This is a genomic window from Rhizobium sp. N324, from assembly GCF_001664485.1.
Lineage (GTDB): Bacteria > Pseudomonadota > Alphaproteobacteria > Rhizobiales > Rhizobiaceae > Rhizobium.
Genome location: NZ_CP013630.1, coordinates 2,855,477 through 2,879,563 on the forward strand (window position 1 = coordinate 2,855,477; position 24,087 = coordinate 2,879,563).

Annotated in this window: 24 protein-coding genes and 1 pseudogene; 11 read left to right on the plus strand and 14 right to left on the minus strand. The window is 63.5% G+C overall.

Annotated features, from left to right (window positions below):
• Positions 1 to 154: 154 nt before the first annotated feature.
• Together AMK05_RS13795 and AMK05_RS13800 are read left to right on the plus strand one after the other, a co-directional pair.
• A complete protein-coding gene (locus AMK05_RS13795) occupies positions 155 to 1,369 on the plus strand; it encodes an ROK family protein (RefSeq protein WP_064839264.1) in 1,215 nt (404 codons plus the stop codon).
• A gap of 370 nt (positions 1,370 to 1,739) precedes the next feature.
• Positions 1,740 to 2,126: a cupin domain-containing protein gene (locus AMK05_RS13800; RefSeq protein WP_064839265.1), complete on the plus strand. Its 387-nt coding sequence runs from the start codon at positions 1,740 to 1,742 to the stop codon at positions 2,124 to 2,126.
• 82 nt (positions 2,127 to 2,208) lie between these two features.
• On the opposite strand, the gene AMK05_RS13805 is transcribed toward AMK05_RS13800, so the two are convergent.
• On the minus strand, positions 2,209 to 2,658 hold the full coding sequence (locus AMK05_RS13805; RefSeq protein ID WP_064839267.1) for a DUF4168 domain-containing protein: 450 nt from the start codon (positions 2,656 to 2,658) through the stop codon (positions 2,209 to 2,211).
• 300 nt (positions 2,659 to 2,958) lie between these two features.
• On the opposite strand from AMK05_RS13805, the gene AMK05_RS13810 reads away from it, so the two are divergent.
• Complete coding sequence (locus tag AMK05_RS13810; RefSeq protein ID WP_064839268.1) at positions 2,959 to 3,294, plus strand: antibiotic biosynthesis monooxygenase family protein; 336 nt, start codon at positions 2,959 to 2,961, stop codon at positions 3,292 to 3,294.
• 53 nt (positions 3,295 to 3,347) lie between these two features.
• Here AMK05_RS13810 and AMK05_RS13815 read toward each other — a convergent pair whose 3' ends face one another.
• On the minus strand, positions 3,348 to 4,211 hold the full coding sequence (locus tag AMK05_RS13815; RefSeq protein ID WP_064839269.1) for a DMT family transporter: 864 nt from the start codon (positions 4,209 to 4,211) through the stop codon (positions 3,348 to 3,350).
• Between the two features lie 90 nt (positions 4,212 to 4,301).
• Between AMK05_RS13815 and AMK05_RS13820 the strand changes: the two genes are divergently transcribed.
• On the plus strand, positions 4,302 to 5,714 hold the full coding sequence (locus AMK05_RS13820) for an aminotransferase-like domain-containing protein (protein WP_064839270.1): 1,413 nt from the start codon (positions 4,302 to 4,304) through the stop codon (positions 5,712 to 5,714).
• A gap of 180 nt (positions 5,715 to 5,894) precedes the next feature.
• On the opposite strand, the gene AMK05_RS13825 is transcribed toward AMK05_RS13820, so the two are convergent.
• Positions 5,895 to 6,296: a response regulator gene (locus AMK05_RS13825; RefSeq protein ID WP_049735160.1), complete on the minus strand. Its 402-nt coding sequence runs from the start codon at positions 6,294 to 6,296 to the stop codon at positions 5,895 to 5,897.
• 10 nt (positions 6,297 to 6,306) lie between these two features.
• Positions 6,307 to 8,052 carry a sensor histidine kinase gene (locus AMK05_RS13830; protein ID WP_064839273.1) on the minus strand — a complete coding sequence of 582 codons (1,746 nt, stop codon included), beginning with the start codon at positions 8,050 to 8,052 and terminating at the stop codon, positions 6,307 to 6,309.
• Positions 8,053 to 8,160: 108 nt separating this feature from the next.
• On the opposite strand from AMK05_RS13830, the pseudogene AMK05_RS13835 reads away from it, so the two are divergent.
• A pseudogene (locus AMK05_RS13835) lies at positions 8,161 to 8,708 on the plus strand (GNAT family N-acetyltransferase).
• A 463-nt stretch (positions 8,709 to 9,171) separates the two neighbouring features.
• Here AMK05_RS13835 and AMK05_RS13840 read toward each other — a convergent pair.
• Positions 9,172 to 9,804 (minus strand): Vgb family protein, encoded by a 633-nt coding sequence (locus AMK05_RS13840; protein ID WP_064839275.1) that lies wholly within the window; start codon positions 9,802 to 9,804, stop codon positions 9,172 to 9,174.
• 45 nt (positions 9,805 to 9,849) lie between these two features.
• Positions 9,850 to 11,070 carry a hypothetical protein gene (locus tag AMK05_RS13845; RefSeq protein WP_064839276.1) on the minus strand — a complete coding sequence of 407 codons (1,221 nt, stop codon included), beginning with the start codon at positions 11,068 to 11,070 and terminating at the stop codon, positions 9,850 to 9,852.
• Positions 11,071 to 11,189: 119 nt separating this feature from the next.
• Between AMK05_RS13845 and AMK05_RS13850 the strand changes: the two genes are divergently transcribed.
• Both AMK05_RS13850 and AMK05_RS13855 read left to right on the plus strand, forming a co-directional pair.
• Positions 11,190 to 11,987, plus strand: a complete 798-nt coding sequence (locus AMK05_RS13850; RefSeq protein ID WP_064839277.1) for a DUF899 domain-containing protein — start codon at positions 11,190 to 11,192, stop codon at positions 11,985 to 11,987.
• 5 nt (positions 11,988 to 11,992) lie between these two features.
• Positions 11,993 to 12,349 carry a hypothetical protein gene (locus AMK05_RS13855; protein WP_064839278.1) on the plus strand — a complete coding sequence of 119 codons (357 nt, stop codon included), beginning with the start codon at positions 11,993 to 11,995 and terminating at the stop codon, positions 12,347 to 12,349.
• Positions 12,350 to 12,545: 196 nt separating this feature from the next.
• Here the strand turns inward: AMK05_RS13855 and AMK05_RS13860 are convergent, their stop codons facing one another.
• Together AMK05_RS13860 and AMK05_RS13865 are read right to left on the minus strand one after the other, a co-directional pair.
• Positions 12,546 to 13,187, minus strand: a complete 642-nt coding sequence (locus AMK05_RS13860) for a metallophosphoesterase family protein (protein ID WP_064839279.1) — start codon at positions 13,185 to 13,187, stop codon at positions 12,546 to 12,548.
• Positions 13,188 to 13,370: 183 nt separating this feature from the next.
• Complete coding sequence (locus tag AMK05_RS13865; RefSeq protein WP_064839280.1) at positions 13,371 to 14,324, minus strand: ADP-ribosylglycohydrolase family protein; 954 nt, start codon at positions 14,322 to 14,324, stop codon at positions 13,371 to 13,373.
• A 229-nt stretch (positions 14,325 to 14,553) separates the two neighbouring features.
• On the opposite strand from AMK05_RS13865, the gene AMK05_RS13870 reads away from it, so the two are divergent.
• Positions 14,554 to 15,576, plus strand: a complete 1,023-nt coding sequence (locus AMK05_RS13870) for an LLM class flavin-dependent oxidoreductase (RefSeq protein ID WP_064839282.1) — start codon at positions 14,554 to 14,556, stop codon at positions 15,574 to 15,576.
• 11 nt (positions 15,577 to 15,587) lie between these two features.
• On the opposite strand, the gene AMK05_RS13875 is transcribed toward AMK05_RS13870, so the two are convergent.
• On the minus strand, positions 15,588 to 16,412 hold the full coding sequence (locus AMK05_RS13875; protein WP_064839283.1) for a helix-turn-helix transcriptional regulator: 825 nt from the start codon (positions 16,410 to 16,412) through the stop codon (positions 15,588 to 15,590).
• Between the two features lie 97 nt (positions 16,413 to 16,509).
• Here AMK05_RS13875 and AMK05_RS13880 point away from each other — a divergent pair, with 97 nt between their 5' ends.
• Together AMK05_RS13880 and AMK05_RS13885 are read left to right on the plus strand one after the other, a co-directional pair.
• Positions 16,510 to 17,433, plus strand: coding sequence for a phytanoyl-CoA dioxygenase family protein (locus AMK05_RS13880; protein WP_064839285.1), 924 nt, complete (start codon positions 16,510 to 16,512; stop codon positions 17,431 to 17,433).
• A gap of 128 nt (positions 17,434 to 17,561) precedes the next feature.
• On the plus strand, positions 17,562 to 18,485 hold the full coding sequence (locus AMK05_RS13885) for a LysR family transcriptional regulator (protein ID WP_064839287.1): 924 nt from the start codon (positions 17,562 to 17,564) through the stop codon (positions 18,483 to 18,485).
• Here the strand turns inward: AMK05_RS13885 and AMK05_RS13890 are convergent.
• Both AMK05_RS13890 and AMK05_RS13895 read right to left on the minus strand, forming a co-directional pair.
• The gene (locus tag AMK05_RS13890; RefSeq protein WP_064839289.1) at positions 18,474 to 19,739 is read right to left on the minus strand and encodes an MFS transporter; all 1,266 of its coding nucleotides are present in this window, start codon (positions 19,737 to 19,739) and stop codon (positions 18,474 to 18,476) included. The two genes, AMK05_RS13885 and AMK05_RS13890, sit on opposite strands and share 12 nt — an antisense overlap.
• Complete coding sequence (locus tag AMK05_RS13895; protein WP_064839291.1) at positions 19,736 to 20,380, minus strand: ArsR/SmtB family transcription factor; 645 nt, start codon at positions 20,378 to 20,380, stop codon at positions 19,736 to 19,738. Before AMK05_RS13895 ends, AMK05_RS13890 begins: the two co-directional genes overlap by 4 nt.
• A gap of 220 nt (positions 20,381 to 20,600) precedes the next feature.
• Here AMK05_RS13895 and AMK05_RS13900 point away from each other — a divergent pair, with 220 nt between their 5' ends.
• Positions 20,601 to 21,221 carry a class I SAM-dependent methyltransferase gene (locus AMK05_RS13900; RefSeq protein WP_143535834.1) on the plus strand — a complete coding sequence of 207 codons (621 nt, stop codon included), beginning with the start codon at positions 20,601 to 20,603 and terminating at the stop codon, positions 21,219 to 21,221.
• On the opposite strand, the gene AMK05_RS13905 is transcribed toward AMK05_RS13900, so the two are convergent.
• Genes AMK05_RS13905 through AMK05_RS13915 form a run of 3 tightly spaced genes read right to left on the minus strand, consistent with a single transcriptional unit; the run spans position 21,202 to position 24,069 of the window.
• Positions 21,202 to 22,023: an ABC transporter ATP-binding protein gene (locus AMK05_RS13905; RefSeq protein WP_064839294.1), complete on the minus strand. Its 822-nt coding sequence runs from the start codon at positions 22,021 to 22,023 to the stop codon at positions 21,202 to 21,204. The two genes, AMK05_RS13900 and AMK05_RS13905, sit on opposite strands and share 20 nt — an antisense overlap.
• A gap of 7 nt (positions 22,024 to 22,030) precedes the next feature.
• The gene (locus AMK05_RS13910; RefSeq protein ID WP_442966264.1) at positions 22,031 to 23,023 is read right to left on the minus strand and encodes a FecCD family ABC transporter permease; all 993 of its coding nucleotides are present in this window, start codon (positions 23,021 to 23,023) and stop codon (positions 22,031 to 22,033) included.
• A gap of 41 nt (positions 23,024 to 23,064) precedes the next feature.
• Positions 23,065 to 24,069, minus strand: coding sequence for a FecCD family ABC transporter permease (locus tag AMK05_RS13915; RefSeq protein ID WP_064839297.1), 1,005 nt, complete (start codon positions 24,067 to 24,069; stop codon positions 23,065 to 23,067).
• Positions 24,070 to 24,087 lie beyond the last annotated feature (18 nt).

Here is a 24,087-nt window from a genome sequence, read left to right on the forward strand (position 1 = left end):
CCCCCTCCTTGGAACGCGCTCGATCAGGCATCGACGCCGATCCCTCCATGATCCCAAGCGTATAATCGGCCCGGCCTCGGTTGATCAGCGGCCGAACTTATGCATAGATTATTCCAGCCCGCAATAATTAATTTACAAAATTAAGGAATGTATCGTGAAGCTCAAAGGCGACCAGACAACGGCGAGAGCCATGAACCGACGCCTCATTCTCAACCTTCTCCGGCGCGAAGGGCCGAGGAGCCGTGCCGATATCGCGACGGTGATCGGCCTCAGCCCGGCCGCCGTCACCTTCGTTATTTCAGACCTGCTGGAGGAAGGCATCGTCATCGAAGGCCAGGCCGTGCCGGGCCTCGCCGGCCGCCGGCCGATCCCGGTCGAGATCAATTACCAGCATGCGCTCGCCGTCGGCTTCAAGCTGATGGTCAATTCGGTGGAATGCGTGGCGACCGACCTTGCCACCAACCCGGTCGCCGCCATGCGGGTCAATCTCGACGGCCACGATCCGGACGATGTCGCCGACCTCCTGGCCGGCACCGTCCCCGAGCTGGTGAAGCTCGCCGGCCGCCCGGATGCGAAGCTTGCCGGCATCGGCATCTCCATGCCCGGCGTCATCAATCACGAGCAGACCGCCTGCGTGCGCAGCCACCGCTTCCAATGGGATAACGTGCCGCTGGCCTCGCTGCTGGCGGCCCGCGTCCACGTGCCGGTCTGGCTGGAAGACGACACCAACGCCTATGCCATCGCCCAGCAGCTCTTCGGCCTCGGCCGCCAGCACCGCAACATGGCGGTGCTGGCCGTCGGCGTCGGCATCAGCTGCGCCCTCGTCATCGACGGCAAGCTCTATCGCGGCGCCAATGGCGCTGCCGGCAAATTCGGCCATACGCTGTTCGAAGAAGGCGGCCGCGTCTGCGAATGCGGCAAACGCGGCTGCCTGATGGCCTACCACTCCGAACTGTCGATGCTGCGCCGCTGGCGCGAAGCGACCGGCCGCGGCGAGGAGCTCGGCCTGCCCGAACTCTGCGAGGCGCTCGCCTCAGGCGATGCCACCGCCCTCACCCTCGTCGGCGATGCCGGCCGCGGCATCGGCACCGCCCTCGCCAACCTCGTCAACATCACCGACCCCGAAGTCATCGTCGCCGGCGGCGAAGCCGTTTCCCTCGGCGACCCTTTCCTGACGCCGCTGCGCGAGGCACTCGCCGCCCGCACCTTCCGCACCGCTCCGCCGCTTTTGCCCGATTGGGAAGACAATTCCTGGGCTCGGGGCGCGGCTGCCTTGGTGACCCAAAAGATCTTCGACTTCGAGTCCTCGGGCGGAGTGACGGATATTGCGACGCTGGCAGGGGTTAGAGGCTCGACGTCGGCGGCTTGAGCGGCGGGAGATAGGCCGGATAAGTCATTCCGTGCAAGCCCCGCTCTGCCCTGCCGGGCATCTCCCCACAGGTGGGGAGATCGGCTGGGCGTAAGGTCTTCGTAAAACAACAAACGTCACGAATGCCGAAACGGTTGAAGGGCGGGAAGGTTTAGCCACTTGCCGATCTCCCCACCTGTGGGGGAGATGGCCGGCAGGCCAGAGGGGGCTTGCACGGCACAACAGAGGGACAGCCCAAGCAACCCGCCGTATCCTGGATACATTCGCTTACAAAAATGCCGGTTTCCCGACACATCCCTGGTTCAATCATCGACTGAAATGCCAGTGCGGCCAACGAGCCGGCAATGGTCAATTCAGGAAGGACGACACGATGAAAATGATCCAGGCTATGGCGCTCGCCCTCGCTCTCGGTGCTGCCGCGACGGCGCATGCGGACCAGCCGCTCCAGCGCACCGATCTGATCAAGAGCGATATCGACGTGCCCGGCCACGAGGCCGTTCAGGTGCGCGTGGATTTCGCCCCAGGCGTTCTCGCCCCGAAGCATTCACATCCCGGCGAAGAAATCGCCTTCGTTCTCGAGGGCACGCTGGAATACCGGCTCGAAGGCAGGGAGCCGGTGACGCTCACGGCCGGCCAATCCCTGTTCATTCCCTCCGGCGTGGTACACTCGGCCAAGAACGTCGGCAACGGCAAGGCTTCGGAGCTGGCGACCTATATCGTGCGCAAGGGCGAGGCGCTGGTCGTGCCCGCCAAGTGAGGCTGCGTCAGGATTGGGGCGGGCGCGGGCAGCGCTCGCCGCAGACGTCTAGCCCGCCCGCCCCGTCGTTCAAGTTTAAAGCCTACTGCTGCGGCTGCGCCGGCGGTGGCGTGCCGATCTTTTCCAGAACCTTCTTGGCCAGCGCCGGGTCGCTCTGGGCGGCCGTCAGGATCGAGGAATATTCCTCGACGGAGATATCTTTGGAGGCTTCGACGGTATCGACCATCTGCTTCTTGGCTTCTTCCTGCAGCTTTTGCTTGCCAGCCTCGTCCTTCGTCGCGCCGATCTTGGCCGAATATTCCTGCCTGACCTTGTCGACCTGCAGATAGGCGACGGCAAAGGCCTCGAGTTTCTGATCGCTGACGGCCGCCGGCGCAGCCGTGCCGCCGCTCTGGCCCTGCATCGGCGCCTGACCTTGTGCAGCCGGCTGCTGCTGCGCCTGGGCCATTTCCGCAGCCGATGCCGGGCTGAAAGCCAGCAGGCTGAACATAGCAGCGGTCATCATTGCCAGGGATGTGTCACGAGTGATCATATTCGTTCCTTTTCACGTGCATGATTGATCGGCAGCAAAACCGCCTCGGTCGATCGCTCAGCCGCTAAAGGGCCGGCGAGGTCGCGACCATGGAGCCCTTAAGAGGGCACGGTGCGGCGGTAACGGGGCGATTTGCTGACGATTGAGCGGCGGCTTTGTGACGGGATTTGCCCGACCGCGCCGCCGCCCGACGGCGTGTGCATCTTCTGACAACGGCATTCTGGCTGTTGTGAAAGGCGGAGTTGTTGGACCCGGGCGCCAATCGTATGGTCGTGTCCTAGGCCAAACGGAGGAGCCCAAATGTCCATCGCCGCTTTACCCGAACCGCCCTATTACATGGTCAGTTTTTCCTCTCAACGAACCAAGGTCGACGATGGCTATGGCGAGATGGGATATGCGATGACGGAACTCGCAAAACTGCAGCCCGGATATCTCGGCTTCGAAAGCGCGCGCGGCGCGGACGGTTTCGGCATACTCATTTCCTATTGGAAGGATGAGGAGAGCATTCGAGCCTGGAAATCCATCGTCGACCATATCGAGGCACAAAATCGTGGTCGGTCGGATTGGTACACCCGCTACGAAATTCGCGTTGGGCTCGTCGAGCGAGCCTATGGCTTCAACATTGAAGAGGCGTGAGCGGGCTTGGTGAAGACACTCCGCGACCGGCCTCCCCGTCAGCGGATCCTTTCCTACCGCGCAAACCTCTTTGCACCGGCGACACACAGAATAACGGCAACCGTCACCACAAGCATGCTCCACGTCACAGACTCGTGCAGCAGCGTGGCGGCGAGCGCCAGGCCGAAGAACGGCTGGAGCAGCTGCAGCTGACCGACGGCGGCGATGCCGCCTTGCGAGAGGCCGCGATACCAGAAGATGAAGCCGATCAGCATGGAAAACAGCGAGACATAGGCAAGGCCGATCAGCGCCGGCGTCTCGACGCCGGAGAATGTCGCCGGCCGATGGAAAAACGCGACGGCGACCATAAGCGGCAGCGACAGAACCAGCGCCCAGGAAATCACCTGCCAGCCGCCGAGCGTGCGCGAAAGCCGGCCGCCCTCGGCATAACCGAGGCCGCAGACGACGATCGCCGCCAGCATCAGAAGGTCACCGCCCGGTGACGCTGTCAGGTCCTGCATCAATGCGAAGCCCGCCACCAATGCGCTACCAAGAATGGAGAACAACCAGAAAGCCGGCTTCGGCCGTTCTCCGCCGCGGATCACGCCGAAGATCGCCGTCGAGAGCGGCAGCAGGCCGATGAAGACGATGGAATGCGCCGAGGTGACGTGCTGCAGCGCCAGCGCCGTCAGCAGCGGGAAACCGACCACGACCCCGAGGGCAACGACGGCAAGGGAAAGGATATCGCGCCGGCTCGGCCGCTTCTCTCTGAAAACGATCAGCAGGCCGAGCGCCAGAATGCCGGCAATCGCCGCGCGCGCAACGGTCAAGAAGACGGGATCGAACTGCATCACCGCCACGCGGGTGGCCGGCAGCGATCCGCTGAAGATCACCACCCCGATAAAGCCATTGATCCATCCCGATGCCATGCGGTCCATGATGCCTTGCACTCCCTAATTGCCGTCCCCTTATCGGTCAACACGGATGGTCAGAACAGTGACAGTCTGATACGGTTTTGCGAAACTGTTATGGTTCAGGAAGCAGTACAGATGGACGAAGCACGTACACGCGTGGAGACGGTCATTGCAACGATCCGGCAGCGCATCGCCGGCCGCAGCTTGACGCCCGGCGCAAAGCTGCCCTCTGTGCGGGGTCTGGCGGCGACATTGAAGCTGTCGACCTCGACCGTGGTCGACGCCTATGAGCGCCTCGTCGCCGAAGGCGCGATCCTGGCAAGGCCGGGCTCGGGATTCTACGTCGCCAACCAGGCAGCCCCCTTTGCCCTTGCCGAGGCCGGGCCGAAGCTCGACCGCGCCGTCGATCCGTTCTGGATATCGCGGCAATCGCTGGAGGCCGGCGAGAATGACCTGAAGCCCGGCTGCGGCTGGCTGCCGCCCTCCTGGCTTCCTGCGGAAGGCATGCGCCGTGGCCTGAGGACGCTTGCCCGCGCCGATGGGCCGGCGCTCGCCGACTACGGTTCCCCCCTTGGACTGCCGCCGCTGCGCCAGCTGATTTCGCGGCGCATGGGCGAACGGGGGATCGAAGCCTCCCCCGACCAGATCATGCTGGCCGATTCCGGCACCCAGGCAATCGATCTGCTCTGTCGTTTCCTGCTGGAGCCTGGCGACACGGTGCTGGTCGACGACCCCTGCTATTTCAATTTTCACGCGCTGCTGCGCGCCCATCGGGCAAAGATCGTTGGTGTCCCCTACACCCCGTCCGGTCCCGATATCGAGCTGTTTGCCCAAGTCGTCGCCGAACACCGGCCGCGGCTCTACATCACCAACTCCGCCATCCATAATCCGACGGGCGCCACGCTTTCCCCGGTGACGGCCCACCGGCTTTTGAAGCTTGCCGATCAGCACGATCTGACCATCATCGAGGACGATATCTTCGCCGATTTCGAATATGCGCCGGCGCCGCGCCTCGCCGCCTTCGACGGGCTCGAGCGGGTCATCCACATCGGCAGCTTCTCGAAAACCCTGTCGGCCTCGGCCCGCTGCGGTTTCGTCGCCGCCAAACCGGAATGGATCGATGGCCTGATCGATCTCAAGATCGCCACCTCCTTCGGCGGCGGCCGGTTGACCGCGGAATTGGTGCTGAACGTCTTGAGCGACGGCAGCTACCGCAAACACGTGGAGACACTGAGACAGCGGCTCGCCCGGGCGATGGGCGAGGTGTCGGCTCGGCTGAAGAGTCTCGGGATCGTGCCCTGGTTGGAACCGCATGCCGGCATGTTCCTCTGGTGCCGCCTGCCCGACGCCATCGATGCGGCCGACGTGGCGCGCGCCGCGCTGGAAAGGAAGATCGTGCTGGCCCCCGGCAACGCCTTCAGCCTGTCGCAAACGGCGACGAATTTCATGCGCTTCAATGTGTCGCAGACGGTGGATGCGCGGGTGTTCGAGGTGCTGGGGGATGTGTTGGGGAGGCGGGGGACTTGAGGTGGGGATTGAGCCGAGACGCTGCGGGCAACGGCTTGCGGCATCCGCGGTCACCTTGCACTAACCTCTCCTCCGTCATTCCTGTGCTTGTCACAGGAATGACGGAGGAGAGGTTAGGCGCCAGTCGATGCTGCCGGGCCAGGGCCTCGCGCGGCACGCCCCTTCATCATCCCCCACACTTCAAAACGACCGATTGACCGCCTTGTCGTTCTCCAGCCGCGTCACGCAGCCTTCGAGCTTGGCGAGCAGCAGATCGAAGTCGAGCGGCTTGGTCAGGTAGTCCGCCGCCCCGGCGCGAAGGCCGGCGAGTGTGTTTTCCCGGTCGGTCAGGGCCGTCAGCAGGATGAAGGGGATGTTTGAGAGTTCGGGGTGGTTGATCTGAATTTCGGCCAGCAGCTGGTGGCCGTCCATGACCGGCATCGAAATATCGCTGATGACGATGTCGGGCCATTTCGACAGGATCATCTCCAGCCCTTCGGCGCCGTTCGAAGCCTCGAGCGTCCTGTAGCCGGCTTCGTTCAACTCTTCGACGAGGAGGTTCCTGATCTCGACTTCATCTTCTATGCACAGGACTGTAACCATAAACTTTTTCCTAAGCTGCAACGTGTTTGTCTGCCGATAGAAACTCTATTGGCAGAAGAATGGTAAATGATGTGCCCTTGCCGAGTTCGCTCGTAAGCCCGACGGTGCCGCCATGCAGTTCCACGACCTGCTTGACGACGTTGAGGCCGATGCCGGTTCCGGCAATGCCCGTGGCGCTGCGGGCGCGATAATAGGGCTGGAAGAGCTTCGGCAGATCGTCCGCATCCATGCCGATGCCGCTGTCGGCGATCGAGATCTCCACCGTCTTTTCATCAACCCGGGCGCGAACATGGATATCAGGCGCATTGGGCGAATATTTGACGGCATTCGAAATCAGGTTGGTGAAGACCTGTTCCATCGCGCTGCGATCGAAGGTCAAACGATCGGGTATGGGCTCGAGATCGAGATGGAACATATGCGAGCGGCTGAGTTGGCGCTGTCTGTCGCAGCACGTCACCAGCAAGGCTTTCAGATCACCTTCGCTCCGCTTCAGCGTAATCTGTCCGGTTTCGAGCCGGCCACTGGCGAGGATGCTCTCCATCAGATCGACCATGCGCACCACCGCGCTGCGGATCACGCCGGCCTTTTCGTGAACATAATCGCCGCTGACATTGGTGGTCGAGCGGCAGAGCCGCTGGGCGGCGGCGTCGATGATTGCGAGCGGCGTGCGAAACTCGTGCGACGCCATGGCGACGAACTGGCGCTGCAGCGCATTCACCTGGCGTTCGTGCGCCAGCAGCCGGTCGAGTTCCTCCCGCTGCCGTTCGATCTCGGCCGTGCGATCGGCCACCATTTCTTCCAGATGATTGCGGTGGTGGGTAAGCTCAGCCTGGCTGCCCAGCAGGGTCAGCGAGGTGCGATGCAGACCGCGCCCGAGCCAGAAGACGACAGCGATCAGCAGCGCCAGGCAGCCAAGTCCCGCCGGCGCGATCTGTTGAAGCAGCATGAATCCGGGCAGGATCGGCGGCCATACGAGATAGCCGATCGTGCCGCCATCATGGGACAAGACCGGCACTTGGGCCCGCACGTCCTCGCCTTTCGTCGGCGCGAAATGCAACCCTTCGAGCCGTGCATGATGGGCGATGCTTTCGGCGGCCTTTCCATCGATGAACTTGACCGAGACGGCGATGAACTCCTGGCCCGGCTCGACCTGCATTCTGGCCGAGCTCGGCAGAATGGGCCGCGCGCTGGCGATCGCCGGCCTGTTGCCGATTATGATCGTGCGCACCGTCGCCAGCTGGCCAAGCGGTTTAGTGCCGGTCCTTTGAGCCTGCTCGACAAGAACTGCGCGCATCTCTCCGGCGAGAGCGGTCATTTCCTGGCCGTCGTCGCTGCCAAGCCGCGGCGGCATGGCATCCGCTCCGTCGCGAAACGCAAACATCAGGCGATTGCTGTCGTCGAAGATATAGGTCCGGTCATGCCCGAAATACCGGCTGGTCCATTGGCCGACATTGTCGAGCAGCCATTCATGGTTCCGCTGCTTGGCATAAAGGAAGGCGTCGTCCCATTTGGCAACGCTTTCCTGTTCCCGGGGAAGCGCTGCGATCTGCTCTTCCAATCCTTGGGCGACAAAGTCTGCCTGCCGGCGCAACGAGAGATCGTCGACCTTCACGGCGGCGAGCCAGGCAAATCCGCACAGCAACACAGCCGCAGCACTGGTGAGCGTCACCAACACGAATGTAATGTGGGATGTTAGCCTGACCTTCAATATTTGCAACCTTTTGACGGCGCCCGCTGCCGAGAAATTGACACGCAAAGGTTGACGGACCGTGAATTATGCGCTCCCCTCAAGTATGCGGGATGTCTCTGATAGGCATTCGCGATCTTCAAGGGGAAACGTAGGGACGCTGCAGCATCGCCGGATATGTCAGGCATCAGGATCGAACCGATCGCTGCTGCCCATATCGACAGTTTTCATCGTGCGCTCGATGTGGTCGCACGGGAGAAAAAATACCTGTCCATGCTGGAAGCAACACCGCTGCCGCAGACGCACGAGTTCGTCATGGGCATGATTGCCAAAGGCAATCCGCAATTCGTTGCTATCGCGCAAAACGAGGTTGTCGGCTGGTGCGACATCAGCCGGCATTTCTTTCCTTCGCACGCCCATCGCGGAAAACTCGGAATGGGGATCATTCCCGCCTACCGCGGCCAGGTCTCGGTCGAAAGCTCATCGAAACGACATCGAGAGCCGCGTGGGAAACCGGCTTTATCAGGATCGAACTTGATGTTTACGAGGACAACACCCGTGCAATCGCACTCTATGAAAAACTCGGTTTCGTGCGCGAGGGTATGATCCGCCGCGCCGCGCGTATCGACGGCCGGTTCATCGATGCAATCGGCATGGCGCTTTTGTTCGATGAGCGCGGCTCGAGGTGGAGCCTTCGTCGGCGATGTGGGGTCGACGCATGGTAGCAGACGTATGCGCGTAGCCTTCAAGAGAGCCGCATCCTAGGTGCCCCGCAGGGGCCTCGAAGGACGAGGTGGGTGTGCCGACGTCAGACAAATGCAAGAAGCACCGTTGCGGCGTGCTTCGAGGCTCCGCCCTGCGGGCTGCGCACCTCAGCATGAGGGAGGTTGGAGGATGCCGCGCCCCAATCAAGAGGCAGTGGAATACCGTGATTTTGCTCCCACCCACTGTTAGGTCGCCGCTCGCGCCGGCGCCCAAGCGAGCCTCATCCTGAGGTGCCCCGCAGGGGCCTCGAAGGACGAGGCGGGTAGCCGACATCAGACGAATGCAAGAAGCACCGTTGCGGCGTGCGTCGAGGCTCCGCCCTGCGGGCTGCGCTCCTCAGCATGAGGGAGGTTGGAGGATGCCGCGCCCTCGATAAGAAAGTGTTGGAGGGTGGCGCTCCGCCCTACCACGCCGGCACCACCCTCACTCCGGCCGGCGCACCGCGCGGATCTTGCCGCTGCCGCCGCCTCCGCAGAAGAAGCGGTCGGCGCCGTCGGATTCAAGGCCGGAGACGCCGGTGCCTTCGGGCATGTCGAGTCGCTCCAGCACCTCCCCTGTTTCGGGGTCGATGCGCCTGACGTCGCTGTCGTCGCCCTCCCAGGTGCCGTGCCAGAGCTGGCCGTCGATCCAGGTGACGCCTGTCACGACGCGGTTGGATTCGATGGTGCGCAGGATCTTGCCGGTTTCCGGGTCGATCTGATGGATCCTGCGGCCGCGGTGCTGGCCGACCCAGAGCGTGCCCTCGGCCCAGGCAAGGCCGGAATCGCCGCCATTGCCGGGTGCGGGAATGGTGGAAAGGATACGGCCAGTCTTCGGGTCGATCTTGTGAATGACATCCTCGGCGATCTGATAAAGGAATTCGCCGTCGAAAGCCGTCCCCGCGTGCGACGCGACCTCGATCGAGCGTACCACCTCGCCGCTTGCGGGATCGAGCGCGTTCAACCGGTCGCCTGAGGCAAACCAGACGTGCTCGCCGTCGAAGGTGACACCGTTGACGCGCTCGGCGCCGGGAAAGGGTCCATATTCACGCAGGATATTCGCAGCCGATTTCTTCATCTTTTCCATCCCTGTGGTTCGAGCATCACGATCAGTCAGCCCACATTAATCGCTCGGCAGCGGCCCGGGGAGTAACAAGATCGTCGGGAAACCTGGCAGCGGCGGGCTCATCCAGCGCCGTGCCCGCCCGCGCCCCAGCGATTGCACCTTGCCTTCTCCAGCCAGGGAATCCAGCGCCCGCTGCACGGTGCGGGGGCTGGCGGCAAGCGCGATCGCCAGCGCCGAACTCGACCACGCCTCCCCGTCGGCCAGAAATGCGAGCACCGCCCCGTGAGGACCTTCGACGAGCGGCGAAAGCACGGCAATCTCCCGGGCACCGAGCGGCGAAAGCGCAAAGCCGCGCTTCGTCGCCGAAACTTCCGCCAGCCCCCGCAGTTCGACGCGCAGCCGGCCGATCTCGACCCGCAGCCGGGCGCGATGCGATTCATCGGCGTGTTTGCCGCGGAAGGCACGCGCAATCAGCGTGCCCCTTGCCACATCCCCCGGCCAGGCTTCGGCCAGCGTACGGGCAAGTGCAAACAGCACCGGTCGCGTCGCCAGCGACACGGCGGTGCCCGCGTTCCACACAACATGACGGCAGGCATCGACGACGAGCGTGCCGGAGGAAAGCAGCGCTTCCACCTCGGCCAGCAGCAGCGGCCGTTCCCGCCCGCGCGACATCAGCCGCGCCGCCGGAGTGTCGAGCACCAGCGCGGCGGCTTCGACCTCCGCCGTCAAAGCGGGGATAGCGGCCGCGCGCGCCGCCAGCCCTGCCCGATCGAGGGCGGCGCGAGCGGCCTGCGTCTGCAGCCGCCGGACGGCGATGCCGGCCGCCACCAGTTCGTGGGCAGCCCGCAGAGCCGGCGGCAGCGGCGTCGGATCGAGCGCTGCGAGCGCGCGTTCAGCCTCGTCGAGGCGGCCGATCAGCACCAGCCGGCGGATCGTGACATTGCCCGCATGGGCGGCATTGACCCTGTCTCCATGCGCTTCCAGCACCCTGCGCGCAGTTTCCAACGCCTTCGGCGGCCAGATGAGATCGCGCGAAACGAGCGCGATCTCGGCCTCGGCGACCACGCAACGCGCCCGCGCCACCGCCTCCCGCGGGCCAAAGGCCCGAGCCGCACTCTTCAAGAGCGCCTTGGCGCGGACGAGATCGCCGAGCTGGGCCATTGCGATGCCGCGCAGCGCCAGCGCCGGCGCATCGTCGCGCAATGCCACCCGCTTCAGCGCGCCGAGTGCATCGCCCGTCGCCAGCGCTCGCGCCGCGGCCGTGATCAGCGAGTCCATTCAAATCCCGTCACACTTGTCACTCCCGCCATTTCTCCGCCCGGCCGTAATCTGCGTGAGACCGGCAGGCAACACTGCGCCGGATGCTACGACGATAGACAGGCAAAGGAGAAGACCCCATGACGGCACAGCTCAACGCAACACGCCAGCAATGGCTGGCAGCCAGGCTCGATCTGCTCGAGGAGGAGAAGGAATTGACGCGGCGGAGCGACGCGCTGGCGGTCAAGCGCCAGCAATTGCCGCGTGTCGGGATCGATAAGGAATACAGCTTCGACACTGAAGGCGGCAACATCTCGCTGAAAGACCTCTTCGGCGGCCGTTCACAGCTTCTCGTCTATCACTTCATGTTCGGGCCTGATTATACCGCCGGATGCCCGTCCTGCTCCTCGATCGCCGACGGTTTCAACGGCGTCTTCGTTCATCTCGAAAACCACGATGTCGCCTTTTGGGCGGTGTCGCGCGCGCCGCTCGCGAAGCTTCAGACTTTCAAACAGCGCATGGGCTGGAGCTTCCCCTGGGCCTCGTCCTTCGGCAGCGATTTCAACGGCGATTTCAGCGTCTGGTTCAGCGCCGAAGATCAGCGCCGGGGCGATATAGAATACAACTACCGGCGTGAGCCGCCCGCCCCTGAACCGCTTGCTGGTAAAACAGTGCAGGAATGGCAGTCGAGCGGCGGCGAAGGTCCGGTCGGCCAAATCGCATCCATGACCGGCACCGACGTCATGACTTATACCCGCGACCGGCCCGGAGTCAGCGCCTTCGAGCTTATCGACGACGCCGTCTACCACAGTTATTCCAGCTATGCCCGCGGGCTCGACGGGCTCTGGGGCATGTACCAATGGCTCGACCGCGCACCCAAGGGCCGCAACGAAACCGGCATCTGGTGGCGCCATCACGACCGCTACGGCAAGGAGTAACGGCGATGCTGCGTTCGGCCCACACTCCAAAGAGAGGCGACGGCAACGCTTCGCTCAACAGCGCCGAATGGCTCTCGCTGGCCGCCGCAGCAGACGGATCAGCTGCTAAGTCGAGCGCTGCTCGCCCAGGCGGCGGGATCGTCACCCATGCTGCGAATTGGCTATCACTCGCCGCCGCCCCAACCTTCGCGCTTATGGCGCTGCTGACGGCCGCCACCGGCAGCGCCGACATGATCTGCACCACGACGCGGAATGCCTTCCCGATCGACGGAATGGTTGCGATGTACCTGTTGATGAGCAGCTTCCACCTGACGCCCTGGCTACGTCTGGCTGCCGGCTGGCGAGGTTTGAGCGGGCGGTGATTGCGCCAAGCGCCGCCACATCCTCCTCCGTCATTCCTGTCCTCGGGCTTCGACCCGAGGAGTGTCACAGCAGTGACGGAGATTGCGTGTGCTTGCCAAACCTTCTTCTGGCGGGCCAGGGCGGGGCGATAGATTCCTCGTTCCACACTGCTCCACTCCGCCGTCTCTGGCTCTCCACCTTACCGACGCGCCGCATTCATGCCTTCACCTCGATGAAGTCGATCGGCCCGCCGGCAACGTCATCATTAAAGACCGCGCATGATAGCTTGCCGCCGAAGACGCAGCCGCTGTCGATGTTGGTGCGGCTTCCTGTCGTCACCGGATTGGACAGTGAGGGAGTATGGCCGTGGACCAGATGTTTGCCCCAATAGTCGCTGGACCCACCGGGAGGGAACCGTAGCCAGAGAAGATCGCGCTTGGTCTGCCGTTCCAGCGGAAATTCCGGAACAAGGCCGGCATGGACAAAGATGCGATATCGATCAACATGCATGAGGGGACGATCGTCAGCCCATTGCAAATGCTGAGGCGAAACCCTGCCATCATAGGACATTTCGGTTTCAAGTCCGCCGTTGCTGATCCACACGTCTCTGCTGTCGCTGTCGGCATAAGCGGCAACCATCATGTCCTCATGATTGCCTTTGAGGCAGATCCATCGCCACCGGTCGGACGCACCGGCAATGACCCGATCGACGACACTTTTGCTGTCTGGCCCGCGATCGATATAATCGCCAAGGAAGACGACCGTGCCTTCGGACGCATAAGCCTCGATACGATCGATCATCCTTTTCAGTGGATCGATACAGCCGTGGATATCACCGATGGCGAACGTGTAGCGCATGCTTCGTTTTTAGAACCTGTTGGGAGCCAGGTGAAGTCCGGATCGCCGTGGCGGATCTCAATACTGCCGACAGAAAATCCGACTCATTTCCTGGCACTTACAGCGATTGCCTCGCCTTTGGCTTGAGTTCACATATTGATCGCCGCATCGGCCATGCCTAGTCCGTGGATGGGTACGGCATTGCTAGCCAGCCCTCTTCAACAACTGGCTGGCCAGCTCGATGCAATCAACCGGCCAATATAGTTCAGGCCTTGGATGCGTGACCTTTGGGTTTCCCTCGTGCGGTCGGCAGGAAAGTATCGTTTCACGCCACCGGCTGGGAATTGCGCACTCCCCATGAATCGCACCGAGCAGCGCTCCGGCAATCGCCGCGTTCGTATCCGTATCGCCACCGTTTGAGACGGTGCTCACGACGCCGTCCTCCAAGGAATTCGAATGCAGCAATTGAAAAATGGCATTCTGAAATGCGATCAGGACCCAGCCCTGTTGATTCACGAAGTCCTTTGGCGGTTCCTTTTCGGCGGCGGTGATTGCATCACGAATGCTGGGATCGACACCAAGCTCATCGGACCATTTTCTGATCGCCTGATAAACATCTCGAGGCGTCGGGCCTTCGGCAATCGAGTAGGATAGCGCGCGAGTAAAGAGATTGTTGATCTGCCGGCACACAGGATTCGGATGTGTGATGATGGCGTCCTGTTCCGCCCACAACCCAACCTGTTCGGTTGAAAACTGAGATCCAAATATGCCGAGAGGTGACACACGCATGAGCGCACCGTTGGCTTGGCTTTGGTGATCAGGCTCATAGCGAATTCCATTATATACCGTCCGGCCAATGTCGAAAGGCTTGGATGCCAGCCAGTCTTCATAGGCACGTCGGGCTGCGTCCTGAGCATATATTCCTTCTGCGACAATCGATCTGGCCAAAGCCAGCGCCATCTCGGAGTCATCGGTTGGTTGACCGGCAATGGTGTTCCAAGCGCCACCATCATGAATTTCGCGAACGCCATGGGGATATTTTTGGCGTATTTCTTGAGGCGTCTGAAATTCCACCAGCGAGCCAAGTGCATCCCCTGCCAGTTGACCGAGAATACACCCGATTGCCCGGGACACCGTTGTATTATTTATGATTCTCATGCAGCCTCTGGCAAGTAGTGAAGCGCTTTGATGCAATCGCGCTGTGATGCGAGTGGCGCAACCCGCTAAGCAACGATACTAATCCGCGCAGGTTTCCGCTAGTCGTGGCGATGTTCGAGCGGCCGCAATCGGCGCAAAACAAAAGCCCTCATCCCCGACTGTCTTCAAGGCCGGAATTGTGTCATGACCCATCGACCACAGGCACAACAGCTCCAGGTGCGGCATTAACATGAAGAAGATCGGTTTCCTCTCGTTCGGGCATTGGACGCCCTCGCCTCAATCGCAGACGCGCTCGGCAGGCGACGCGCTGCTGCAATCGATCGACCTTGCCGTCGCGGCCGAGGAACTCGGTGCCGACGGGGCGTATTTTCGGGTGCATCATTTCGCCCGCCAGTTGGCCGCGCCCTTCCCGCTGCTATCAGCGGTCGGCGCAAGAACCAGCCGGATCGAGATCGGCACCGCCGTCATCGACATGCGCTACGAAAACCCGCTCTACATGGCCGAGGATGCCGGTGCCGCCGATCTCATCGCCGGCGGCAGGCTGCAGCTCGGCATCAGCCGCGGCTCGCCCGAGCAGGTGATCGATGGCTGGCGCCATTTCGGCTATGGCCCGCCCGAAGGCCAGAGCGAGGCCGACATGGCGCGGCGCCACGCCGAAGTCTTCCTCGAAGTGCTGCGCGGCGAAGGTTTTGCCAAACCCAATCCGCGGCCGATGTTTCCCAATCCGCCCGGCCTGCTGCGCCTCGAGCCGCATTCCGAGGGCTTGCGCGAGCGGATTTGGTGGGGCGCAAGCTCCAATGCCACCGCCGTCTGGGCGGCCAAGCTCGGCATGAACCTGCAGAGCTCGACCCTGAAGGACGACGAGACGGGAGAGCCGTTCCACGTCCAGCAGGCCGACCAGATCCGCGCCTACCGCGAGGCCTGGAAGGCAGCCGGTCACACGCGCCAGCCGCGCGTCTCGGTCAGCCGCAGCATCTTCGCACTGGTCGACGACCGCGACCGCGCCTATTTCGGCTACGGCAACGACGAGGGCGACAAGATCGGCTTCATCGACGAGAAGACCCGGGCGATCTTCGGCCGCAGCTATGCCGCAGAGCCCGATGCGCTGATCAAGCAGCTCGCCGAAGACGAGGCGATTGCCGAGGCCGACACGCTGCTGCTCACCGTCCCCAACCAACTCGGCGTCGCCTATAACGCCCATGTCATCGAGGCGATCCTGACCCACGTCGCCCCGGCGCTCGGCTGGCGCTGACGCCCGCCATGTCAAACCCGCGGATATCGCGCACGGAACTCACGGGGACTGCAGCCCTCGCGTTCGTGAAAGATACGCGAAAAATAAAATGGATCGTCCAGGCCGATCATGGCGGCAATCGTTTCGATCTTTTCGTCGGTCGTTGCCAACAGCTGTTTGGCATGATCCATGCGCGCCCGGAGCTGAAATGCTTTGGGAGACAATCCGGTTTGAAGCGTGAACCGCCGGCGCAACGTGGCCGGCGACATGTCGTGCTCGGCGGCAAAGGCAGCGAGATCGAGCGGCTGCATCGCCCGCCGCCTGAGCGTTTCGACGATATCGGCCATGTCAGGCCCTACCTGGCGCCGATCGGTCGCGCCGCTTGCCTGTCTGGCCGCTGCGATGACGATGTGATGCAGCGTCAGTGCCGCCGAAGCCTGCCCAAGATTGGTATCGTCAAGCAGACCGGCATGAAGCTTGCCGAAGAGCCGCGCCAGCTCATCGAGATGATGCAGCGCCACGACAGGATGGCGCTCGGCAATGATCCTCAGCCTCACGAAATCCCGCGTGAAGGATCCTTCGAAAAGCGCCCAGCGCTCGTCCCAGCCGCCTTCGTCGGGAGCGTAGGAATGCACACGGTTGGGAAACAGCCAGAACAGAGCAGGCCCACTCAGGCTGAGGTGGCCGCTGGCCTGGGTTTCCAGCCAGCCCTGCCCGCGCTCGACCAGCACGACGGCGAAACTCGGGAGTTTTCGGTCGGTCACCGCATGGCGGGCATGCTGCCTGCCGCTGCCTGTGACCGCCAGTCCGCCGGCCGCGTCGAGCGGCGTTCTATAAATTGCCTCGGCGTCTCTCATGGTGAGCGAAAAGTCCAGCTATCCATTTCATCCATGTCGGTTATGCCTGCAGATCAGCTAATTAATCGCAAATCAACTCAGACCGGGGAAGGCTGAAATGTCGGTTGCCGCCAAAACCACGCAGTCAGGAAGGCCGGATTTTCCCCTTGCCGCCCACGGCAGGACCTTGCCTGCGGAACGGACGGGCTGGCTCAGGCCGACCGACTCCGCCATCGGTGTCGACGCCATCCGCCGCCGTTACCAGAATGATGGCTATGTCTGGCTGAAAGGTCTTCTGCCGCGGACCGACGTCATCGACTTCCGCGGCTGGGTGTTCGAACGCCTCGCAGTGACGGGACTGGTCGAGCCCGGCAGCGATTTTTCAGAAGGGATCGCGTCGGCCACCGGCCTCGACTGGAGCCTGGCGAACCGCCGCCTGATGTCGCTTGTCCGCTCCGCCGCCTATGAAGGCTTTTGCGCGCAACCGCCGCTCACCCGCTTCATGGACGAATTTCTGCAGGGCATCTCCTATCTGCACAAGCGCAAGATCATGCGTTTCACCCAGCCGGCATCGGCGACGGCCACACCTGCCCATTACGATCTCGTCTATCTCCGCGGCGGCACCAGCCGCCTGGTGACGGCCTGGATCCCGATCGGCGATATCCCGGCCGAGATGGGCGGCCTCGTCTACCTCGAAGGCTCGCACGCGCTGGGCGTCAAGATGGAGGCCGAGTTCCAGGCCGCAAGCGGCGATCTTTCGCCTGAAGAGCGGATCAGCGCCTATAACAGCCATATGACCGAAGGCGGCTGGGTCTCAAAGGATCTCCCCGATATGGCGGAGCGTTTCGACACCCGCTGGCTCGCCGCCGATTATGAGGCCGGTGACGTGGTGCTCCACTCGCCCTACATGATCCACGCTTCGACCACCAACCAGGACCGCGGCCGGCGGCTCCGCCTCTCCACCGACATCAGATATCAGAATGTCGACGACGAGATCGACGCCCGATGGAACAACCATTGGAGCCTCGGCGATATGCTGTAGCCTGTTCCAACACCTCAGTTGCGAAGTGTCGGGACCTTACTGGCGCGGTGAGCGTTGATGGTCCGAGCCTTGAATCGGTTGCATGACTGACCGACTTATGGCTGGGACCGAAACGCTCGAGTTGCCTGATGCCGCGCACGAACCTGAACGATATCCTGATCTTCATGGCCGTCGTCGATGCCGGAAGCTTTATTGCCGGCGGCCAGGCCATGGGCCTGTCCCGCTCGGCGGCGGGAAAGGCCGTCATCCGCCTGGAAGAGCGGCTCGGCACACGTCTGCTCAACCGCACGACGAGAACGCTGGGCCTGACCGATGAGGGACGGGTCTTCTACGAGCGCGGCCTGCAGATCCTCGCATCGGTCGACGAGGCGGAAGCGAGCGTGGGAGGCCAGAGCGGCATGCCGCGCGGCGTTCTCAGGCTCACCCTCCCCGATGCCTTCGGACGGCTCGTCGTCCTGCCGCTGCTGGAAAAATATCTTCGGACCTGGCCCGACATCCAGGTGGAGATGAGCTTCACCGATCGTCTCGCCGACATCATCGAGGAAGGCTTCGATCTGGCGATCCGGATCGGCGCAGCGGCGTCGGACTCCCGGCTGGTCTCGCGCGTGATTGCCTCCTACAGGACGCGCCTCTGCGCCTCGCCCTCCTATCTCGCCGCGCGCGGCGAGCCGCGCGATATCGATGATCTCGCAGCCCACGACTGCCTGATTTTCACCAGCCGCAACCAGAGGCAGGGCTGGCGTTTTCGCGGGAAGGGCAGTTCCTGGATCAAGGCGCAGGGGCGCAGCCGCCTGAGGCTTGACAGCGGCGAGGCGATCCGCGACGCTGCCCGGGCGGGATTGGGCATCGCGCTCCTGCCCGATTTCCTCATCGCCGGCGATCTCGCCGCCGGGCATCTTCGGCAGGTCCTGCCCGAGCTGGAAGCCGATGACACCAAGATCGTCACGCTTTATCCCGACAAGCGCCTGCTGGAACCGCGCATCCACCGTTTTATCGATCTGTTGGTCGAGGCGCTGGGGCAAGAGAGATCGGGCGCGCGCTCATCGCCTTGATACGGAAGCACCGGCATCGGCAACCGATCTGTCGAAACCGCGGAAACTTTTCAGGCCAAGGGGAAGGAGGGTTGCGGCGAGATAGGCAAACCCGGTGAGCAGCAGCGCCGCGGCAAGACCGATGGTGCTGATCAGCGCGCCGCCGACGAGGCCGCCGAAAGGAATGAGGGCGAAGCAAAGAGCGGCGTTCATTGAGGTGACGCGGCCGGTCAGCGGCTTGGGGATGCGCTCGAAGATCACCGCCGAGAGGATTGGGTTGAGGAAGCCCGAGGCGAATCCCGCGATGGCCAGGGTCGTAAAGACAAGGCCCAGCGGCGCATCCAGCGCAGCAACGAGAAAACGCGGAAAACCGGTCAACAGAAACGCCACGGTATAGACCATCAGGCGCGGCATGCGTTCGCCGATTGCTGCGGCAATCGCCGCACCTACGATCGATGCGCCGGCGAATGCCGCAAACATCGCCCCCAGCAATTCCGGACCATGGCCGGAATCGCGTGTCCAGACAGGCAGCAGCACGGCATGATAGGCCTGGTCCAGCAGATTGGTGATCGCCACCATGGCGACGATGCTGACGAGCACCGTATCGCCGCGAAGAAAGCGCCAGCCTTCCCGGAGATCGCCGAGATAGGAAGTCTTTTTAGCCGGTCGGGCGCCGGGTGCGCCGGATAGCTCGGGCGCGCGCATCATCCCGGGGATGCCGACTGCGACGATCAGCGCGGCGGCGACAAAGGTGGCGGCATTGACGAGCAGCGCCTGGCCCGGGCCGATCAGCCCGATCAGCGCGCCGGCGCCGGCGGCACCCGCCGTCGAGGCCAGCCGCTCGATGGCGCTGGCGACGCCGGTCACCCGTTCGAGCGGCACGTTCGCGAGCCTGGCGATATTGGGAACCATTGCCTGCTTGGCGGCGTCGGAAGGCCCACGCAGCACGCCCATGGCAAAGACAACGGGCAGCAGCACCGGCATGCCGAGCAGGCCGAAAAAGTCGAGCAGCGGCACCAGCCCTACCACGGCCACCGACGCGGTATCGCAGATGATGGCGATGCGCCTGGCGCCGACGCGGTCGATCAGCGGCCCGCCGAGCGCCTTGGCGACGACATAGGGCAGCATCTCCATCATCGCCGTCAGCCCTGTCAGGACGGGGCTGCCCGTCGTGCTCAGCACCAGCCAGGGAATAGCGATCGTCGATAGCCGCGTGCCGGAAAGCGAACACGTCTCGGCAGCGGCGAGCGCCAGGAAAGGCCCGCCCCTCCTCACGGCTCATCCTCCCCCTCGCGATGCGGAAGACGGCCCGGATAGGGAAAGGCGTGCAGCATCACACAGAACGGAACCATGCCGGGACCGAGAGACGCCGCCTCGCCCAGCGGCGGGGCGGCCCGCATCGCCTCCAGGATCACGTCGGTCAGCCGCTTCGTCAGAGCCTCGGCCTGATCAGCCGTCATCGGAATAATGATGTCGTCGGCTGCCGTCGCCTTGCGCCACTCGGCCGGCAGTTCGGCATATTCCTCCAGCGCCTGCTGCATCTGGCCGACCTGCAGCGAAAGTGCCGCCTGATTGAAGGCGAGGTCGAGATCGAGCCCCTCCCCTTCGGCTTCGCTTGGCGGCACCGAGGTCAGCTCATGGCTGGCGCGCCACCAGCGGTCGCGACGCGAGGCATGCGGCGCCTCCTCGATGAAGCCGTATTGGGCAAGCTGGCGCAGATGATAGCTCGTCGCGCCGCTGTTCAGGCCGAGCCGCGCGGCGAGCTGCGTTGCCGTGGCAGGCCCGTCGATCCTGAGCATGCCGAGCATGCGCAACCGGACGGGATGGGCCAGCGCCTTCAGCGCGGTCGGGTCGGGCACGACCCGGCTGACGGTACGGGAGGCGGCGGCATCTGGTTTCGGCTGCGGATGTTTCATGAGCTAAGCATATAATCGCAAACATATCTTTGCAAAGATTTATTTGCGAAGATAGTGGAGCGCCGAAAGACGCTTGAAAACCAGGCTTATGATCTAGCCAAGCAGGATCACGCCCCCCTAAGACCGTCACCGAATCCGCATGAAAAGGAGGGCAAGGGATGGCTGAGGAAGCGCAAAAAAAATCGGCACGTGGTATATCGACCCCGACGCCGAAGACAGGATGGCCGATGGCCATGCGCCGATCTGGCGCCACCTGATCGACCTCATGCTCGAGCGAGACCTGACCGACAAGAGCGTGCTCGATTTCGGCTGCAATCAAGGCGGCCTGCTGCGGCATCTCTATGCGATCCGCCCCTTCCGCAAGGCGCTCGGCATCGACATCGCCGAAACCTCGATCGCCAAAGCCGAGACGCTGAAAGGCAATCTGCCGATCCAGCATCAGGTCGGCGGCAGGCTGGACGGCTGGAGCGAAGAATTCGATCTCGCCCTCAGCCACGAGGTCATCTACCTCGTCCCCGATATCGACGCCCACGCCGCCGATATCAGGCGGGCGCTGAAATCCGGCGGCGTCTATTATGCGGTGACGGGATGCCATACGGACAACCCGCTCTGGCCGAAATGGCGCGAACTGGTCGCCAACCGCACCAACACCGTCGTTCAGGACCGGTCGATCTCCGACTACGGCCGCGCCTTCGAAAAAGCCGGCTTCGAGGTCTCTGCCCGCAAGCTCGAATATGGCGGCTTCATCCCCTTCGTGGCGGACGGCTGGACGCCGGATTTTGCCGATGCGCTGAACTATTATACCCAGACGAAAATCGTCTTCAGGCTGGTAAAGCGCTGAGTTCCGGTGTCGCCCAAGGCTGAAGCTTCGTCAGCTCGACGTCAAAATGCGGCGGACTATCAGGCGCAACCTGGACAAAGCGGCCCCTGACGCGGAAGATCTCCTGGATCAGCCCGCGTTCGGCAAGCTCGCGCGGGACGCCGTCAAATCTCAGCTGGCCTTTTTCCAGTAGCGAGATGCGGTCGCTGACGGCGATGGCCTGGTTGATGTCATGGATCGCCATGACGACGGTCACGCCCTTTTCCCGGCTCAGCCGATGCACCAGGTCGAGCACTTCGACCTGGTAGCCGATATCGAGGAAGGAGGTCGGCTCGTCGAGCAGCAGGATCTCCGCTTCCTGGGCGAGAGCCGCCGAAATCCAGGCCCTTTGCCGCTCACCGCCGGACAATTCGCTGAGGCTGCGATCGGCAAGCCCGGCAAGGCCGGTGCTTTCGAGCGCCCATTCGATGGCTTTCTCGTCGCCGCTGCCATAAGAGCGGAACAGGCCGACGTGTGGATAACGGCCCTGCCGGACGAGCTGGGCGACGGTCATTTCATCCGGGGCAGCCGGCTGCTGCGGCAGGAAGGCGAGCTGCTTTGCCAGCATCCGGCGCGACATCGAGGCGACGGCAACACCGCCCAGTGACGTCGTGCCCGTCGAAGGCTTGATCAGGCCCGCCAGCGCATGCAGCGCCGTGCTTTTGCCCGAGCCGTTCGGGCCGATCAGCGCCCGGATCTCGCCTTTTTCGAGCGAAAGCCTGAAACCATCGAGGGCCTTTCGCTGGCCGTACATCACCGAGAGGTCGGAGCAGGACAATGGCATTTCGGCCTCACATGGTTTTGCGCAGCAGCGCGAGCAGAAGCGGCACGCCGAAAACCGCCGTGACCACGCCGATCGGGATTTCCTCGGCCTGCCCGAGCAGCCGGCCGATGAGATCGCCAAGCGTGACGATGACGGCGCCGAGCACGATCGTTAGAACAAGCGACAGCGTGAAATTCGGCCCCGCCAGGAAACGGGCGAGATGCGGCACGATGAGGCCGACGAAAACAACAGGCCCGACAGCGCCGACGGCGCTCGCCGCAAGCGCTGAGGACACGATCAGCACGAGCGAGAACTGTCTTTTATAGGCAAGACCGAAGGATCGGGCGACGGGCGCATCGAACTGCAGCAGCATCAGCGGCCGGTAGAGGACCGGCAGCGTGACGAGCCCCGCGATCGTGAATGGCAGCAGGAAGAGCGCGTGATCCCAGCTGCGGGCGTAAAGGCTGCCCGACAGCCATTCGAGAATGATCTCGATACGGGCCGATCCCCATCCGGCGATGAGGCCGATCGCCACCGCATGCAGCACCGCACCGACAGCGACGCCGCAAAGCGTAATGCGCAGGGCGCTGAGGCCGAGACGGAAGGCCAGCAGATAGATGACGCCGCCGGCAAGCAGGCCGCCGGCAAGCCCCGCTGTCGGCAGCCAGGCGACCGGCAGTTCGGCCAGCGTGTTCGAACCGGGCTCGAAGATATAGACGGTGAACAGCAGGAAGATCGTCACCGACAGCGTCGCCCCCTGCGACACGCCCATCAGCGACGGATCGGCCAGCGGATTGCGGGTGATGGTCTGCAGCAGATATCCCGCCAGCGAAAAATGGATGCCGGCCAGAATGCCGGTGGCGATGCGCGGCAGCCGGATATCGAGAATGATCAGTCGCGCTTCCACCGAGCCGCCGCCGGTCAAAACGGCTACGACATCGGCCATCGGAATATCAGCAACGCCGAGGAAGATCGCTGCCGCAAGCGACAGAACGCCCAATACGGCCAGCGCCGCCGCCATCCAGGGCGTTGCCGCGCGCGTCGGTAGCGATGCCGGAGCGTTCATCGCGTCTCACCCGCAAGGCTCAGCCGCCCGCGCTGGACGAGGTAGATGAAGACGGGACCGCCGATAAGCGCGGTGACGATGCCGACCGGCAGCTCGCGCGGGATGGCGATGCTGCGCGCGAGAAGATCGCTGACCGTGACGATCAGCGCGCCGAGCGCAGCGCTCAATCCGATCTCCCATCCGGTGCCGCGCGGCTTGAGCAGCCGGGCGATGTGGGGAGCGGCGAGACCGACGAAGGCGACCGGTCCGGCCACCGGCGCAACGCCTGCGACCGGGATGACGGCGAGAATGAGGATCAGCGGCTTCCACAGGCTAAGCTGCAGGCCCATGCCGGCCGCCGCATGGTCGCTCAGCATGAACATGCCGATGATGCGCCGGAGCAGGAGCGCGCCGACGACGCCGGCGATCGTCCAGGGCAGCATATAGAAGAGATGCGACCAGCTGCGCCCCTGGAAACCACCCGCCAGCCAGAACAGCAGCGATGCCGATTGCGGGCCGGTCCGCAGCAGCACATAGGTGGTGATCGCACCGAGGAACAGCGAGACGCTGACGCCGCCGAGCGCAAGCTGCAGCGGCCGCCCCTGCCCGCCGCGCGACACCCAGAATGTCACCGCGGCTGCCGCAAGCCCGCCCGCAAGGCCGATAAAGGGATAATAAGCTGGCGATATCAACGGCATGAAGACGAAACAGCAGACGATCGGCGCAACCGCCCCTGAAGTCACGCCAGTGATGCCGGGATCGGCCAGCGGATTGCGTGTCAGCGTCTGCAGCACATAACCGGAGACCGCTAGCCCCGCCCCGCCAGCTGCCGCCGTCAGGCTGCGCGGCAGGCGCAGCGTCCAGACGAGGATGGAGTCGATCTTGCCGTCGGGCGACAGCAGCACGCGCATGGCCGTCTCGATCGACAGCGTCTTGGCGCCGACCAGCAATCCGAGCATCACCGCCAGCAGGGCGGCGATGATGATGAGCCGTATGGCCAGGGACGATTGCCGGGGGCTCATCGCAGGGCTTGTCCTGAG

What these genes read in the sequence shown, in the direction of transcription:
- AMK05_RS13910 (WP_442966264.1), bottom strand. Translation starts at nt 23,023, where the DNA reads ATGGCGGCGGCGCTGGCCGTATTGGGCGTTCTGTCGCTTGCGGCAGCG.
- AMK05_RS13825 (WP_049735160.1), bottom strand. Translation starts at nt 6,296, where the DNA reads ATGGTTACAGTCCTGTGCATAGAAGATGAAGTCGAGATCAGGAACCTC.
- AMK05_RS13915 (WP_064839297.1), bottom strand. Translation starts at nt 24,069, where the DNA reads ATGAGCCCCCGGCAATCGTCCCTGGCCATACGGCTCATCATCATCGCC.
- AMK05_RS13880 (WP_064839285.1), top strand. Translation starts at nt 16,510, where the DNA reads ATGTCGGTTGCCGCCAAAACCACGCAGTCAGGAAGGCCGGATTTTCCC.
- AMK05_RS13860 (WP_064839279.1), bottom strand. Translation starts at nt 13,187, where the DNA reads ATGCGCTACACGTTCGCCATCGGTGATATCCACGGCTGTATCGATCCA.
- AMK05_RS13870 (WP_064839282.1), top strand. Translation starts at nt 14,554, where the DNA reads ATGAAGAAGATCGGTTTCCTCTCGTTCGGGCATTGGACGCCCTCGCCT.
- AMK05_RS13900 (WP_143535834.1), top strand. Translation starts at nt 20,601, where the DNA reads ATGGCCGATGGCCATGCGCCGATCTGGCGCCACCTGATCGACCTCATG.
- AMK05_RS13905 (WP_064839294.1), bottom strand. Translation starts at nt 22,023, where the DNA reads ATGCCATTGTCCTGCTCCGACCTCTCGGTGATGTACGGCCAGCGAAAG.
- AMK05_RS13820 (WP_064839270.1), top strand. Translation starts at nt 4,302, where the DNA reads ATGGTTCAGGAAGCAGTACAGATGGACGAAGCACGTACACGCGTGGAG.
- AMK05_RS13885 (WP_064839287.1), top strand. Translation starts at nt 17,562, where the DNA reads ATGCCGCGCACGAACCTGAACGATATCCTGATCTTCATGGCCGTCGTC.
- AMK05_RS13865 (WP_064839280.1), bottom strand. Translation starts at nt 14,324, where the DNA reads ATGAGAATCATAAATAATACAACGGTGTCCCGGGCAATCGGGTGTATT.
- AMK05_RS13875 (WP_064839283.1), bottom strand. Translation starts at nt 16,412, where the DNA reads ATGAGAGACGCCGAGGCAATTTATAGAACGCCGCTCGACGCGGCCGGC.
- AMK05_RS13895 (WP_064839291.1), bottom strand. Translation starts at nt 20,380, where the DNA reads ATGAAACATCCGCAGCCGAAACCAGATGCCGCCGCCTCCCGTACCGTC.
- AMK05_RS13850 (WP_064839277.1), top strand. Translation starts at nt 11,190, where the DNA reads ATGACGGCACAGCTCAACGCAACACGCCAGCAATGGCTGGCAGCCAGG.
- AMK05_RS13800 (WP_064839265.1), top strand. Translation starts at nt 1,740, where the DNA reads ATGAAAATGATCCAGGCTATGGCGCTCGCCCTCGCTCTCGGTGCTGCC.
- AMK05_RS13810 (WP_064839268.1), top strand. Translation starts at nt 2,959, where the DNA reads ATGTCCATCGCCGCTTTACCCGAACCGCCCTATTACATGGTCAGTTTT.
- AMK05_RS13845 (WP_064839276.1), bottom strand. Translation starts at nt 11,070, where the DNA reads ATGGACTCGCTGATCACGGCCGCGGCGCGAGCGCTGGCGACGGGCGAT.
- AMK05_RS13840 (WP_064839275.1), bottom strand. Translation starts at nt 9,804, where the DNA reads ATGAAGAAATCGGCTGCGAATATCCTGCGTGAATATGGACCCTTTCCC.
- AMK05_RS13805 (WP_064839267.1), bottom strand. Translation starts at nt 2,658, where the DNA reads ATGATCACTCGTGACACATCCCTGGCAATGATGACCGCTGCTATGTTC.
- AMK05_RS13855 (WP_064839278.1), top strand. Translation starts at nt 11,993, where the DNA reads ATGCTGCGTTCGGCCCACACTCCAAAGAGAGGCGACGGCAACGCTTCG.
- AMK05_RS13815 (WP_064839269.1), bottom strand. Translation starts at nt 4,211, where the DNA reads ATGGACCGCATGGCATCGGGATGGATCAATGGCTTTATCGGGGTGGTG.